Raw genomic sequence first — 13,502 nt, 5'->3', positions numbered from 1 at the left:
GGGCAGCGGCGTGTTAGGGGGCAACCGACAGGGGCTTTTCCATGAAGACGCTGCTCTTGTTTTCCGTATAGTCACCAAAGGGGCCGCAGATCGTGAAGCCGTGCTTGGCGTAAAGCTTGTGCGCCGCGTGCAGCAAATCGCCCGTTTCCAGCTTGAGGTCTTTGAGCCCCAAATCGCGCGCCTGTGCTTCGATTGCGTTCAGGACTGCCGAGGCCACGCCTTTTCCACGGCCGGCTTCGGCGGTGAACATAGATTTCACTTCGCCGTAATCGCCCATGACTTTGAACGCGCCGCATCCCAAAACGGCATCGCCGTCGCGGGCGGCGAAGAAATGGACCTCCGGCACACATAGCGCGTCGATGGACAGGTAGTGATTGTCCTCGGGCGGGAACAAGGATTCCATCAGCGCATGGCTGGCGTGCAGCAGCGCGGTGACCTGTGGGTCACGGGGGTCACCGCGCTCGACGATCATACCTGCAACGCCGCTTCGATGGCGGCTTGGTCCAGTCCGGCCTGACCGATCACCACCAGACGCGTCTCGCGTGGGTCCGCGCCGAACGGGCGATCATAATAGGTATCAACGCGCGGCCCAACAGCCTGAAGCGTCAGGCGCAGGGGCTTGCCCTCTATCGCCGCAAAGCCCTTGAGGCGCAAAATGTCATGGGCGCGGATCACGTCGGCGACCTGAGCGGCGAACGCCTTTTGGTCGGTGATCTCGCCAAGTGTCACAACAAAGGACTGGAAGTCATCGTGGCTGTGGTCATGCGCGTGATGATGGTCGTCGTGATGGTCATCATCGTGATCGTGGTGGTGGTGATGCACCTCGTGGCGGGCTTCCAGATCGGCCTCCGCGCCAATGCCTTGGCCCAGCAATACGTCGACAGGCAGTTTGCCCATCGAGGTGCGCACCACCTGCACGCCGTCGCGACTGTCGGCCTTCAGCTTGCTGACAAGCGCGTCCGTTTCCGCGTCGCCTAAAAGGTCCGACTTGTTCACAACAATCATATCGGCGCAGGCGATCTGGTCCTCGAACAGTTCCGACAGTGGTGTCTCGTGGTCAAGATTGTCGTCCTGCTTGCGCTGCGCATCTACGGCGGCAACGTTATGGGCAAAACGGCCCTCCGAGACGGCTTTGCCGTCCACCACTGTCACAACACCGTCGACCGTGACCTTGGTGGAAATATCCGGCCAGTTGAAGGCGCGGATCAGCGGTTGCGGCAGGGCAAGGCCGGAGGTTTCGATCACGATGTGATCGGGTTTGACGTCACGGTCCAGCAGCTTGGCCATTGTGGGGATGAAGTCGTCGGCGACGGTGCAGCAGATGCAGCCGTTGGACAGTTCCATAATGTCATCTTCGGTGCAGGTTTCGTCGCCGCAGCCTTTGAGGATGTCGCCGTCCACACCAAGATCCCCAAATTCGTTGATGATCAGGGCAATGCGCTTGCCGTTGGCGTTTTCCAGCATGTGCCGGATGAGGGTGGTTTTTCCGGCCCCAAGGAAGCCGGTCACCACAGTTGCGGGTATCTTTTGCATAAAGTTAATCCTGTTTCAGCTTCGTCCAGAACCACGCGCAGCACAGGCCGAGGGTGGTCCAAGTCAAAGCGGTTGCGGCCAGAGATGCGCCAGCGAAATGTGCGGCCAGTTCGGGCGCGGCAAAGCCGAAGTAAGTATCAAGGCGGGGGGCACCGATGATGTGGGGCGCAAACAGCAACACCACGGCTACGGCAATCGGCAACACCCCGCGCCCGAAGGCGATCAAGCCAAGCGCGCTGGCGGTGAATATCACCGTCATGGCCCACCAAAGCTGGCGTGGCACAACCTCGGGGCCCGGTGTGGCGGGCAATTGCGGCGGCATGCCCATCGCAGGGGCAAGCTGGAACGCGATGAAGCCGCAAAGCCCCCAGATCACCCCTGAACGTACGGTGGTTTTGTGCCCGTAACGTTCTGCCAAGGCGAAGGCCGCGACCAAGAAGAAGGCATAGCCGGTAAAGACCACGACGCTAAAGGCCGCAGGCATGATGTGACGCGCCGGATCCTCTAGGATCGAGGGGCTGCCAGCGTCAGATTGGGGGGAACCGTCCACCGCGAAGTGGGTCCGTTCACCAGATTCGTAAAGCTCGCCTTCCATCACCATTGGAATGACAGCCCACAGGTTAATGATCGCCGCGAAGAGCCCCGCCACGATCCCAGCGAACACCGCGCTGGTCAAAATATGTTTAAGCATGGCTTAGTGGCAGGGAAACGCCATGGCGTGGCGCATATCGTGGGAGCTGTCGTGCATGACGGTCGCTTGTGCGAAGCCAGCGGAGAACAACAAAACTGCGCCCAGCATAACTGCGCCGATGATGCCCAGAAGGCCTTGGTCTGCTGCGTCGGATTTTTGCGCAATTGCTGCGACTTTAACTTGATCGTTCATTCTTTATCTCCTTGCCCCGTCACACCCGACGGGAGGGGTTTCACGACGCATGGCTGGTCTCCTGGCTCGCGGGTCGATGCATCCTGCCGCCTTCCCAGATTTCTCCAGTGGCTCGGTTGGCAGGGTGCTCACCGCATACAGTCGCGGGGGCGGCTTCGGATTTGCGTCCCTAATTGGGTCACACTTACCGAATTCCCATTTTTCCCCACTGTGCTTTGCACGTCGCGGGGAACCATGCTTGGCAACAATGCTTCATGGGTGGCTTGCGGGTCAAGGTCCATTCCGACAGGCCACGTGCATTTCGCGGCACCGCGATATAAGCGAAAACCCGCAACATCTTGGGGATAACCCTGCAAATCCGGCCATATGCAGTGGTTTGGCGTTGACTCGGTGGGGCAGGGTTCAAACAATAGCCCACTAAACCCCGATTCCCGCGAGGCCCGCATTGCGCTTCTCTAAACTCAGACTGAACGGCTTCAAAAGCTTTGTGGACCCCACAGAGCTGGTGATTGCGGACGGGCTAACGGGTGTTGTGGGGCCAAACGGCTGCGGCAAATCCAACTTGCTGGAGGCCCTGCGCTGGGTCATGGGGGAGAACCGCGCCAAGTCGATGCGCGGCTCCGGCATGGAGGATGTGATCTTCGCGGGGGCGTCATCGCGCCCCGCCCGCAACTTCGCCGAAGTGTCCTTGCATATCGACAACTCCGAACGGTTGGCGCCCGCGGGTTTCAACGATCTGGATACGCTTGAAATCATCCGCCGCATCACGCGCGACGCGGGCTCAGCTTATAAAACCAACGGCAAGGACGTACGGGCGCGCGACGTGCAAATGCTGTTCGCAGATGCCTCCACCGGTGCCCATTCCCCCGCGCTTGTGCGGCAGGGTCAAATCTCCGAACTGATCAACGCCCGCCCCAAAGCCCGCCGCCGTATTCTGGAAGAGGCGGCTGGCATCTCCGGCCTGTACCAGCGTCGTCACGAGGCGGAACTGAAACTGAACGGTGCCGAAACCAACCTGTCGCGGGTTGATGACGTGATTGAACAACTCGCTACGCAACTGGCGCAACTGGCCCGCCAAGCGCGCCAAGCCGCCCGCTACCGCGAAATCGGGGAGGAGTTGCGCAAGTCCGAGGGCATGTTGCTCTACCGTCGTTGGAAAGAGGCGGAAGAGGCGAACCTCGCCGCCAGTCAGATACTGACAGAGCGCACCAAGCTGGCCGCTGCCGCCGAAGCGCAGGTGCGCGAAGTGGCAAAACTGCGCCAAGGCATGGAAGACGCCCTGCCGCCGCTGCGTGAGGAAGAAGCCGTCGCCGCCGCCATTTTGCAGCGCTTGCAAGTGCAGCGCGATACGCTGGCGGATCAAGAACGCCAAGCGCAGCAAACGATTGATACCCTGACGTCGCGCATCGACCAGTTGGCGCGCGATATAGAGCGTGAAACGGCGCTGAACCGCGATGCGGGCGAAACCATTGAGCGGCTTGAGTGGGAGGCGCGCGAGATCGCCAAAGCCTCCGAAGGGCATGTTGAAAAACTCGACGCCGCCGCGACGCAGGCCCGCGAGGCAGCGACCGTTTTGCAAGACCGCGAAACCCAGTTGGCGGAGCACACCGAAGACGTGGCGCGTCTTGCCGCGCGTCACCAGTCGGCGCACCGCCTGCGTGAAGACGCCGCCAAAACGTTGCAGCGCTACGAGGATGAGGCAACGAAGGCCCGCGCTTCCGTCGACCATGCGCAAGCCACCGCAACCAACGCCGACACCGCTTTGATCGCTGCCCAAACCGCGCTGTCGCAAGCCTCTGTTCAGGTGGAGAAATCTGACGCTGACCTGAGTGCCGCAGAGATCGCCCGTTCCGATGCACAGAACCGCGAAAGCGACGCCCGCTCGCAGCGCTCCGAGGCGGAAGGCGAGGCCAACGCCCTGCGTGCGGAGGCCACCGCACTGTCCCGTCTGGTGGACCGCGACACGTCGGAGCAAGGCCAGCTTCTCGACGTTGTGCAAGTCAAGGCGGGTTACGAGAAAGCACTGGGCGCGGCCTTGGCCGATGACCTGCGCGCGCCGCAAATCGAAGACGATGAGATCACAGGTTGGGCAAAGCTCGCGCCGTACGATCAGCCGCAGCGCTTGCCGGATGGCGTCAACCCGCTGACCACCTACGTGACGATCCCCGATGTGCTGGCGCGCCGCATGTCGCAGGTCGGTTTGGTCGACGCGGACGCAGGCAACCGCCTGCAACCTGATCTGCTGCCAGGGCAGCGCTTGGTCTCTGTCGAGGGCGATGTCTGGCGGTGGGACGGCTTTCGCACCGGCGCCGATGATGCGCCCTCCGCCGCCGCGATGCGCCTGCAACAGCTCAACCGTCTTGAGGAGCTGAAGCAAGCCTTGGAAGGGGCTACCGCCCGCGCCGATGGGGCCCGTCAGGCCCATGAAATGCTCACCGATGAGCTGGCCCAAGCAGCCCAAGCCGACCGCGACGCCCGCGAGGCCCGCAAAAATGCCGACCGCGCGATGGCGGATGCCTCGCGCGCCGTGTCCCGCGCGGAGGGCGAGAAGTCGATCGCCACCGGACGCGTCGAAAGCTTGGAATTGGCCGTGACCCGCTACGAGGAAGAGGCGATGGCGGCCCGCGAACGCCTGCGCGAGGCGGACAAAGGCGTGGCCGATCTGGGGGATCTGGAATCGGCGCGTGCCGAGGTCGAAGACGTCAAGATGACCGTCGAAGCCTCCCGCATGACCATGCTGGCCAAGCGGTCTTCGCACGACGAATTGCGCCGCGAGGGCGAAGCCCGCACCAAGCGGAGCCAAGAAATCACCACCGAAATCAGCGGCTGGAAGTACCGTCTGGAAACCGCTGAAAAACGCATTGGTGAGCTGGAAGAGCGCAAGGCGACGTCAGAGGTCGAGCTGAAAGATGCCTCGGCAGCGCCAGCCGAACTGGCCGCTAAACGCGATGAATTAGGCGCCGCAATCGAAGAGGCGGAGGAGCGCCGCAAGATAGCGGCCGACAACTTGGTCGAATCCGAAACGGCGCTACGCGAAGGGTTGCAAACTGAGCGCGACGCGGAGCGCGAAGCCTCCGAGGCCCGCGAAGCCCGCGCCCGCGCCGAGGCCCGCGCCGAAGCCGCAAAAGAGACCGTGACCTACGCCGTGGACCGCATTCAGGAAGAGGTGGAAACCACGCCGCAAGCACTACTCGAAACCTTGGATACCAACCCCGAGGACATGCCGCCGTCCGATAAAATTGAGGCTGACGTGAACCGGCTGAAACGGCAACGCGATGCATTGGGCGCGGTCAACCTGCGGGCCGAGGAAGACGCCAAAGAAGTCGCCGAAGAACATGACACGCTGGCCAATGAAAAGCGCGACCTGGAAGCCGCGATATCCGCGCTGCGCACCGGCATTGCGTCTTTGAACAAAGAAGGCCGCGAACGTCTGTTAACTGCGTTTGAAGAGGTGAACACCAGTTTCGCCACGCTCTTCAAGCACCTGTTTGGCGGCGGCGAAGCAAAGCTGGTTATGGTCGAAAGCGACGATCCGTTGGAAGCCGGTCTGGAAATTATGTGCATGCCGCCGGGCAAGAAATTGTCGACACTTTCGTTGCTCTCGGGTGGGGAGCAAACGTTGACCGCATTGGCACTTATTTTTGCGGTGTTCCTTGCGAACCCAGCACCTATTTGTGTGCTCGACGAGGTTGACGCGCCGTTGGACGATGCCAACGTCACGCGTTTTTGTGACCTCTTGGACGAAATGGCCCGCCGCACCGATACCCGCTTTTTGATCATCACCCACCACGCTGTGACGATGGCGCGCATGGACCGTTTGTTCGGGGTTACAATGGCGGAATTAGGCGTATCGCAGCTGGTTTCCGTGGACCTGAAAAAAGCCGAGCAGCTGGTTGCCTGATCATTCTTAGAGAAACAAAAAAGGCGCATACGATGAACGCATGCGCCTTAAATCCCTAATGTGATCGGCCTAGACTTTAAAGTCTTCCAATGTCTTGCCGGAAGCCAAAGCATCCTTCAGCCACAGCGGGCGCGCGCCGCGGCCAGCCCATGTTTTGCTGGCGTCATCGGGGTGACGATACGCGGCTTTCGCAGGCTTTTTCGCTGCTGCTTTAGGCTCCGACGTGGCTTTGCCCGTCAATTCATCCAGTGAAAAACCCAACTCCTTGGCCTTGGCTTTTATAGCCGCAAGCGCTTGCGTTTTTTGCTTCTTGTCGTGGCGATCGATTGCTTTTTCGACGCGAAGTTTCAGAGATTTCAGTTCTGCCAATGACAGTGATTTCAGATCGACTTTTGCCATAGTGTTATATTTAGCTCCCCAGCTATGTGAATGGGAAGCTTGTTAGAACATTATTTTGTCAAAACCAAGGAAATCATGCACTAGAGCTTTTTTAACAGCGCCAGCGTTGGCCACGCATCTGCCGCGAAACCAAGGCGTTTCTGCTCTGCTTGCACGGCCGCGCGGGTGCCAGATCCTAAAATGCCGTCTATTTTTCCAACGTCATGCCCGCGTGCTGCCAATTTCTTTTGCAGTAATTTCATGTTGGCATCCGATAGGCTCGGGCTTGGGTTCCCCGCGTCGTAAACCGGCGCGCCGGAAAGGCGGGTGGCAAAATAGGCGGCAGTGGTCACGTAGACAAAACTTTGGTTCCACTCAAAATAGGTTTGAAAATTCGGATAGGCCAGAAACGCTGGGCCATCTTTGCCCATCGGCAAAAGGATCGAACCCGCTCCGCCTTCAAAGCTCCCTGCACGCGCACGAACCCCCATGGCGGCCCACTCCTGAACTGACAGCGTGGTGTTTAATCCGGTCTTGGACCAATCCATTTTTTCGGGCACTTGAACTTCTTGCAGCCAAGGCTCCCCCGCGTTCCAACCCAAGGATTGCAGCATTTTTGCGCCCGACAAAAGCGCATCTGGCGCGGAGGTTTTTAGGCTAACTTTGCCATCTCCGTCGCCATCAACGCCGTTGGCGATGATATCTTCAGGCAGCATTTGGACCATTCCAATTTCACCCGCCCATGCGCCCTGGGTCGTTTTCGGGTCAAAATTTCCACGCTCGAATAACTCAAGTGCGGCAAAAATTTGCGGGCGAAATAACTCTGGGCGGCGGCAATCATGGCTTAGGGTAAGCAGGGCGTTCAGCGTGTTGAAATCCCCCTGAACCGCGCCGTAATCTGTCTCAAGTGCCCAAAACGCCAGCAACACACCCGCCGGAACGCCGTATTCACGCTCCGCTTTTGCAAAGACGGAGGCGTATTTTTTTGCATTCGCACGACCTTTGTTAATGCGGGATTTGGAAATGACGCGGCGCGAAAAATCAATGAAGTCGCGTTTGAAGACGCCTTGCGATCTGTCGGCCTTCAACACTTTTGGGTCTTGGCGGGCGGATGCAAAAAAGCGGTCGACGGTGGCTGCGGAATGGCCTTTCGCGACGGCCTCGTTTTTCAAGCCACCGATAAAATCGCCCCAACTTCCGCCGCACGCAGCATGGGCCGCAGGCGAAGCGAGGCATAGGGTCAGGGCAAGGGCAAGGTGGCGCATTTTGATCTCCGAGGCATTATTCCGAGGCCAACCTATGCAATCACCCCCCAGAGGACAACGAACACAAGCGTGAGCGCCCATGTGCGCCACAAACCCGACACTGCGGCGTCGATGTCATCGGGGCCGACATCGCGTCGACCCTCAGGATTTACATACGGCTCGTCGCGCATTTGGCCGTCGTAGCTGCGCGGTCCCGACAGGGCGACACCCAACACGCTGGCCATAGCGGCCTCCGGCCAGCCCGCGTTGGGCGACCGGTGCAAAGCCGCGTCGCGGGCCGCAAGGCGCATCGCGTCTGGGCGCAGGTGCGCGGCTGCAATTAATATGGCCGTCAGGCGAGCAGCGGGCCAGTTGACCAAATCGTCCAAGCGCGCGGCAGCCCAGCCAAACGCCTCGTAGCGGGGCGTGCGGTAGCCGATCATGCTGTCTGCGGTGTTGATCGCCTTGTAGGTCAGCAGTCCTGGTAGGCCGAGCAGCGCAAACCAGAAGACAGGGGCCACAACGCCGTCACTCAGGTTTTCGGCGGAGCTCTCGATTGCGCCACGTGCAACGCCGGACCGGTCCAGCGCCTTGACGTCGCGCCCGACGATGCGCGCCACCATCATGCGCCCGTCGCCAAGGCTCAGGCGCAGCGCACGGGACACGTCGGCCACATGGTCGGCCAAGGACCGCTGCGCAATCAAGACGGCCCCGATCAGAATTTCCGCGATAGGGCCAAGGCCCGCAAAAATCGCGCCGATGATCCATGCACCCAAGGTTAGCCCCGCCACCAGCAACATGCCTTTGGCGCGGCGATCCTTGCCACTGTTCAGGCGGACCTCCAGATAGGAAATCGCGCGCCCGATCAGAACGGCGGGATGCGGGACGCGGTCCCAAAGCCACTTCGGCTCGCCCAGCAGGGCATCCAGCAGCATGGCAAGCGCGACATTCATAGCGCCGCTTCCAGCTGCGCCCATTGGTGCGGGGCGGGCAGCCCAAGGCGCAACCAGCGGTCAGAGTAGGGAAAGATGCGCGACCACACGTGGCCCTTGGCCAGCCTGTCCTGCCACAGCGCAGCGTCGCCCACGTCATAAAGGCGAAACAGCGTGGTGCCGCCAACGACCTTGGCACCAGCTTTGGCCATAAGCGCATCCAGCCGCGCCGCATCTGTCGTCAGGCGCGCGCGGGTGGCGTCCGCCCAAGCGGTGTCGCGCAAGGCGCGGGCACCGATTTCCAGCGCGGGCCCCGATGCGGCCCACGGGCCGATCTCTACGCGGATTTTCGCGGCGATATCCGGCGTGGTGATAGCAAAGCCAAGGCGCAGCCCTGCAAGACCCCAGAACTTGCCAAAGCTTTTCATGACCACCGTGTCGCCACGGCTCGCCAGATCAACGTGACTTTGCGCGGGGCAGACGTCGCAAAAGCTCTCATCAATCACCGCTGGGCCGCGCAGGTCACCGGCGTCCCAGAGTTTGCCGTCGGGGTTGTTGGGGTGGACCAGAACCCGCAGGTCCGCAGCGCCGTCCAAGACGGGAACCCCTTGGGCGCGGAACGCGGCGGCGTGCTCATTGTACGTCGGGGTAGGTATGGCAACGGACTGAGCACGCAGCACATGGGGCATGGCCGCGATCAGGGCCGATGCGCCGTGGGCCGGAACGATCTCCGCCCCCTCAGGCACATGCCAAAACGCCCGCGCCGCATGGATCAGGCGGTCGTGGGCGGCGCGGTCGGGCAGGGCGGTCCAAGCGTTTTGGGTGATTTCGCCCACGGGGTAGGGCACGGGGTTAATGCCGGTCGACAGGTCCAGCCAGTCGCCGCGCATGCCGCCGTAACATGCGGCAGCAGCGTCCAGCCCGCCGCCGTGATCGCGCGGGTTCTCAGTCATCGGAGGGTAAGGGCGGGTGGCGGGTCGCGAAGTGGCCCTTGATGGCTTGCGGCCACTGTTTGTAAGGCACTTGGCCGGTTTCGCTTTGGGCGTGCAGGCTGGCGTATTCCACGACGGCTTCGGCGGCCTCCACGGATGGGTCAAACTCGCCCACCGTGTAGTTCAGCTTGCCCGGCCCTTGGATGGCTACGTTGCAGCCGCGCGCGCAGCCCATCAGGCAGGAATGCCTGCGGGTGCGCACATCTGCGGTGCCTTCTGCGGCGGCTTCTATCAGGTCCGCAAAGGTTTCGCCGTCGGTCACGCCGGGGGCGCGGGCCTCCCAATCGTCACGTTTGCAGGTGTCGCAGATGGTGATCCATGTGGTCATGCGTGTGTCTCGTGCCTCATCTATTTAGACGCCCATCAAGCGGAAAATGGCCAAAGACGCAAGAAGCAGGTCATTCGTTTTGAATGACCGCCAGTTTGTTAACCTTTCGTTAGGGTATCTGGGTGCACAAGTCAGGTGTCCCCAGCTCAGGGACCAAAAACACTAAATTAGTATCAGTAATAAGTATCAGTAACGGGAAGTGTACCGGCCTGTGTGCGGTCATGGTCGGAGAAACATATGGATATTCTCATTGTCGAAAATGGCAGTGGTCTAGGGCAGCTCTGGGCGGACCATGTTGGTCGGCTTGGGTGTGAAGTTGCGCTGGTGCATTGTCAAAAGGACGCGGAAGCCTTGCTGCGACAGCAGGATTTCGACGTTTTGGTTATAAACTTGGACCTTCACCCGCGCTCGGGTGATGCGTCAGCTATCGCCGATTACGCCAGCTACCGTCGCCCGAATGCGAAGGTGGTGTGCGTGACAAGCGATAGCTTCTTCTCGGATGGCTCCATCTTTCGCTACATGCCGAACGCATGTGCGATGGTGCCGCCGAACACGCAGCCGTCGGACCTTGCCGCCTTGGTCGAGTATCACGCGCGGTAGCGATTAGCCCCGCCCGTGGGGTTCGTGCCAATCCAGGACGGGGTTGGTGGGGATGATGCGGTTCGGGTTAATCGTCTCGTGGCTGTAATGGTAGTGGCGCACGATGTGGTTGAAGTTCACGGTCTCCGCCACGCCGTCCCATTGGTACAGCTCACGGGTGTAGGCCCACAGGTTGGGGTAGTCGATGATCCGCTTGCGGTTGCACTTGAAGTGCAGGTGATACACCAGATCAAAGCGCACCAAGGTGGTGAAAAGCCGCCAATCCGCCTCCGTCACGGTGTCGCCCATCAGGTAGCGGTTTTCGCCCAGATGCGCCTCCAGCCAGTCCAAGCTGTCGAACAACGGACCCACCGCCGCGTCATAGGCGGATTGCGTCGTGGCGAAACCGGCCTTGTAGACGCCGTTGTTCACCGTCGTGTAAATCCGTTCGTTTATCGGCTCTATCGCGTCGCGCAGGGCTTCGGGCCAGAAGTCATCCGTGTTGCCTGTCAGGCCATCAAAGGCGGAGTTGAACATGCGGATGATTTCCGAGGATTCGTTACTCACGATCGTCTCGCGCTTGGTGTCCCATAGAATGGGCACTGTGACGCGGCCGGAAATTGACGGGTCTGCTTTCAGGTAAATGTCGCGGGCAAAAGGCAGCCCATAGAGCCGGTCGCCGGTGGCGCCGTGGTCGTCTGTCTCAAAGCTCCAGCCGTCGCCCAACATGTCGGGATGGACAACCGAGACGTCGATCAGGCTTTCCAGGCCCTTCAGCTTGCGGAAGATCAGCGCACGGTGCGCCCAAGGGCACGCGTGGGACACATAGAGGTGGTATCGCCCCGCTTCCGGCGGGAAGTCGCCGTCTGGCGTGATCCAGTTGCGAAAGGCCGCGGTGGACCGTTTGAACGCGCCGCCTGTCGATTTTGTATCATACCATGTGTCGTGCCAAACACCGTTTACCAACTGACCCAAACCTTCATCCTCCTTGGCTGCGTTCGGTCCACAGCTATGGGCTAAAGTCGTATGCGTCACCTCGCGCAGGTGCACAGAAACTGCGCATGGGCCGGTTTTGGTCGCTGTCGCGCCGCTTCCCCCCATTGCGGCATCGCGTCCCTGCCCATATACCTGCGAGTCACGACGAGGGCTTTTGCCCAGAGAGGTTGGCGGCCTTCGGATCGACCCAGATAGGGGATCCACCGGCTGCATCGTCAAGGTGCGGGCAGTTGCCCCAATCTCTCCACCTATGGAAGTTTGGATGAAAGGCGCTGCTATGACACGGAAACTCTTCACCTTAACCTTGCTGCTTCTGGCGGCTCCTGCGTCGGCCCACGTGGGCCATGTCGGCGAATATGCGGGCCACGATCACTGGGTTGCGGGCGCGGCCTTGGGCGCGGCTTTGGCGGTGTCCATCTGGGGTGTGCTGAAGGGCAAGAAGCGCAAAGACCAGACCGAGGTCGAAGCCCAAGACGACACCGAAGAGGAAACCGCATGAGCAAAGTCGGTGTGATGATTTGCGGCCACGGATCGCGCTCTCAGGCGGCGGTCGACCAGTTTTCTGTTCTGGCCGAAAAATTGCCCGACTACCTGCCGCCCGAATGGCCTGTCGAATACGGCTACCTTGAGTTCGCAAACCCTGTGATCCGCGACGGCTTGGACAAGCTGCGCGCGCAGGGCTGCGACAAGATTTTGGCCGTTCCGGGGATGCTTTTCGCCGCGATGCACTCCAAGAACGACATCCCGACCGTGCTCAACACCTACGCCGCGAAGCATGGCGTGGACATCAGCTATGGCCGCGAGTTGGGCGTTGACCCGAAGATGATCGCCGCCGCTGGTGCACGTATCCAACAGGCCGTGGATGCCGCCAACGCGGTGAAGCATGTCCCGAACGAAGAAACCTGCCTTGTCGTCATCGGGCGCGGGGCCTCCGACCCGGACGCGAACGGCAACGTGTCGAAAATTGCGCGGATGCTGCACGAAGGCATGGGCTTTGGCTGGGTCGAGGTAGGCTACTCCGGCGTTACCTTCCCACTGGTGGAGCCCTGCCTGACCCACGCGGCCAAGCTGGGCTATAAACGCATCGTGGTGTTCCCCTACTTCTTGTTCACCGGCATCCTGATTGACCGCATCTATGGCTTCACCGACCAAGTCGCGACGCAGCATCCGGATATCGAATTCGTCAAAGCGGGCTACCTGAACGATCACGCGCAGGTGCTCGAAACCTTCGCGGAGCGTATCAAGGAACAGATGGGCAGCACCCCGCCGCCAAACTGCGGCGTCTGTCAGTACCGCACCCAAGTTCTCGCGATTGAGGGCCAAGAGGTCCAAACCATTGCCCCCAAAGACCACCCCGCCTTCGGCGACGTGCCGCCGCCCACCTGCGTGCTGTGCAAATACCGTGTGCAGGTTTTGGGCTTTGAAGGTGAGGTCGGCGCGGTGCAGGAATCGCATCACCACCACGTGGAGGGCCAAGGCGCCAACGCCCCCGGCTCCAACGTCGAGGACTGCGATCTGTGCGATACCTTCTGCACCGGCATGTGCCGTCTGGAATTGCCGGGCCACCACCACCACCATCATCACCACGACCATGCGCATGACCACGCACATGATCACGGGCACCACCACCACCATCATCATGACCACGACCACGGGCATGATCACCACCACGCCCCGTACCCCCACGCCATGCATCCGCATGGACCGGAATCGGCGCGGAAGGCGAAAATCTAGCT

General features: G+C 60.9%; 14 protein-coding genes and 1 riboswitch. Of the genes, 4 read left to right on the top strand and 10 right to left on the bottom strand.

Annotation, left to right across the window (positions count from 1 at the left end; all coding sequences use genetic code 11):
* Positions 1-13 precede the first annotated feature (13 nt).
* The 4 genes from BLW66_RS06315 to BLW66_RS06300 are packed head-to-tail and all read right to left on the bottom strand — an operon-like array spanning position 14 to position 2,416.
* Positions 14-472: a GNAT family N-acetyltransferase gene (locus BLW66_RS06315; protein WP_089946187.1), complete on the bottom strand. Its 459-nt coding sequence runs from the start codon at positions 470-472 to the stop codon at positions 14-16.
* Positions 469-1,533: a cobalamin biosynthesis protein CobW gene (cobW, locus tag BLW66_RS06310; RefSeq protein WP_089946186.1), complete on the bottom strand. Its 1,065-nt coding sequence runs from the start codon at positions 1,531-1,533 to the stop codon at positions 469-471. Before cobW ends, BLW66_RS06315 begins: the two co-directional genes overlap by 4 nt.
* Before the next feature lie 4 nt (positions 1,534-1,537).
* Positions 1,538-2,224, bottom strand: coding sequence for a CbtA family protein (locus BLW66_RS06305; protein ID WP_089946184.1), 687 nt, complete (start codon positions 2,222-2,224; stop codon positions 1,538-1,540).
* 3 nt (positions 2,225-2,227) lie between these two features.
* On the bottom strand, positions 2,228-2,416 hold the full coding sequence (locus BLW66_RS06300) for a CbtB domain-containing protein (RefSeq protein ID WP_089946182.1): 189 nt from the start codon (positions 2,414-2,416) through the stop codon (positions 2,228-2,230).
* Between the two features lie 34 nt (positions 2,417-2,450).
* A riboswitch (cobalamin riboswitch) is annotated at positions 2,451-2,668 on the bottom strand.
* 193 nt (positions 2,669-2,861) lie between these two features.
* On the opposite strand from BLW66_RS06300, the gene smc reads away from it, so the two are divergent.
* Positions 2,862-6,317, top strand: a complete 3,456-nt coding sequence (smc, locus tag BLW66_RS06295) for a chromosome segregation protein SMC (protein WP_089946180.1) — start codon at positions 2,862-2,864, stop codon at positions 6,315-6,317.
* Positions 6,318-6,386: 69 nt separating this feature from the next.
* On the opposite strand, the gene BLW66_RS06290 is transcribed toward smc, so the two are convergent.
* The 5 genes from BLW66_RS06290 to BLW66_RS06270 form a co-directional block, all read right to left on the bottom strand.
* Entirely contained in the window at positions 6,387-6,716 is a 330-nt protein-coding gene (locus tag BLW66_RS06290; RefSeq protein ID WP_089946177.1) for an H-NS histone family protein, read from the bottom strand.
* 80 nt (positions 6,717-6,796) lie between these two features.
* Entirely contained in the window at positions 6,797-7,960 is a 1,164-nt protein-coding gene (locus BLW66_RS06285) for a lytic murein transglycosylase (protein WP_089946175.1), read from the bottom strand.
* A gap of 32 nt (positions 7,961-7,992) precedes the next feature.
* The gene (gene cbiB / locus BLW66_RS06280) at positions 7,993-8,892 is read right to left on the bottom strand and encodes an adenosylcobinamide-phosphate synthase CbiB (RefSeq protein ID WP_089946173.1); all 900 of its coding nucleotides are present in this window, start codon (positions 8,890-8,892) and stop codon (positions 7,993-7,995) included.
* Positions 8,889-9,824, bottom strand: a complete 936-nt coding sequence (locus BLW66_RS06275) for a threonine-phosphate decarboxylase (protein WP_089946172.1) — start codon at positions 9,822-9,824, stop codon at positions 8,889-8,891. Before BLW66_RS06275 ends, cbiB begins: the two co-directional genes overlap by 4 nt.
* Positions 9,817-10,191, bottom strand: coding sequence for a DUF1636 family protein (locus BLW66_RS06270; RefSeq protein ID WP_089946169.1), 375 nt, complete (start codon positions 10,189-10,191; stop codon positions 9,817-9,819). Before BLW66_RS06270 ends, BLW66_RS06275 begins: the two co-directional genes overlap by 8 nt.
* 237 nt (positions 10,192-10,428) lie before the next feature.
* On the opposite strand from BLW66_RS06270, the gene BLW66_RS06265 reads away from it, so the two are divergent.
* Positions 10,429-10,791 (top strand): response regulator, encoded by a 363-nt coding sequence (locus tag BLW66_RS06265; protein WP_089946167.1) that lies wholly within the window; start codon positions 10,429-10,431, stop codon positions 10,789-10,791.
* A 3-nt stretch (positions 10,792-10,794) separates the two neighbouring features.
* On the opposite strand, the gene BLW66_RS06260 is transcribed toward BLW66_RS06265, so the two are convergent.
* Positions 10,795-11,745, bottom strand: a complete 951-nt coding sequence (locus BLW66_RS06260) for a glutathione S-transferase family protein (RefSeq protein WP_089946703.1) — start codon at positions 11,743-11,745, stop codon at positions 10,795-10,797.
* Positions 11,746-12,043: 298 nt separating this feature from the next.
* Between BLW66_RS06260 and BLW66_RS06255 the strand changes: the two genes are divergently transcribed.
* Entirely contained in the window at positions 12,044-12,265 is a 222-nt protein-coding gene (locus BLW66_RS06255) for a DUF6732 family protein (protein WP_089946702.1), read from the top strand.
* Positions 12,262-13,500 (top strand): sirohydrochlorin chelatase, encoded by a 1,239-nt coding sequence (locus BLW66_RS06250; protein ID WP_089946165.1) that lies wholly within the window; start codon positions 12,262-12,264, stop codon positions 13,498-13,500. Before BLW66_RS06255 ends, BLW66_RS06250 begins: the two co-directional genes overlap by 4 nt.
* The last annotated feature ends 2 nt before the right edge of the window (positions 13,501-13,502 follow it).

It is taken from the genome of Litoreibacter albidus (assembly GCF_900107015.1).
Lineage (GTDB): Bacteria > Pseudomonadota > Alphaproteobacteria > Rhodobacterales > Rhodobacteraceae > Litoreibacter > Litoreibacter albidus.
The sequence above is the reverse complement of the archived record's forward strand: the minus strand, read 5'-3'. Positions and strand labels throughout refer to the sequence as shown.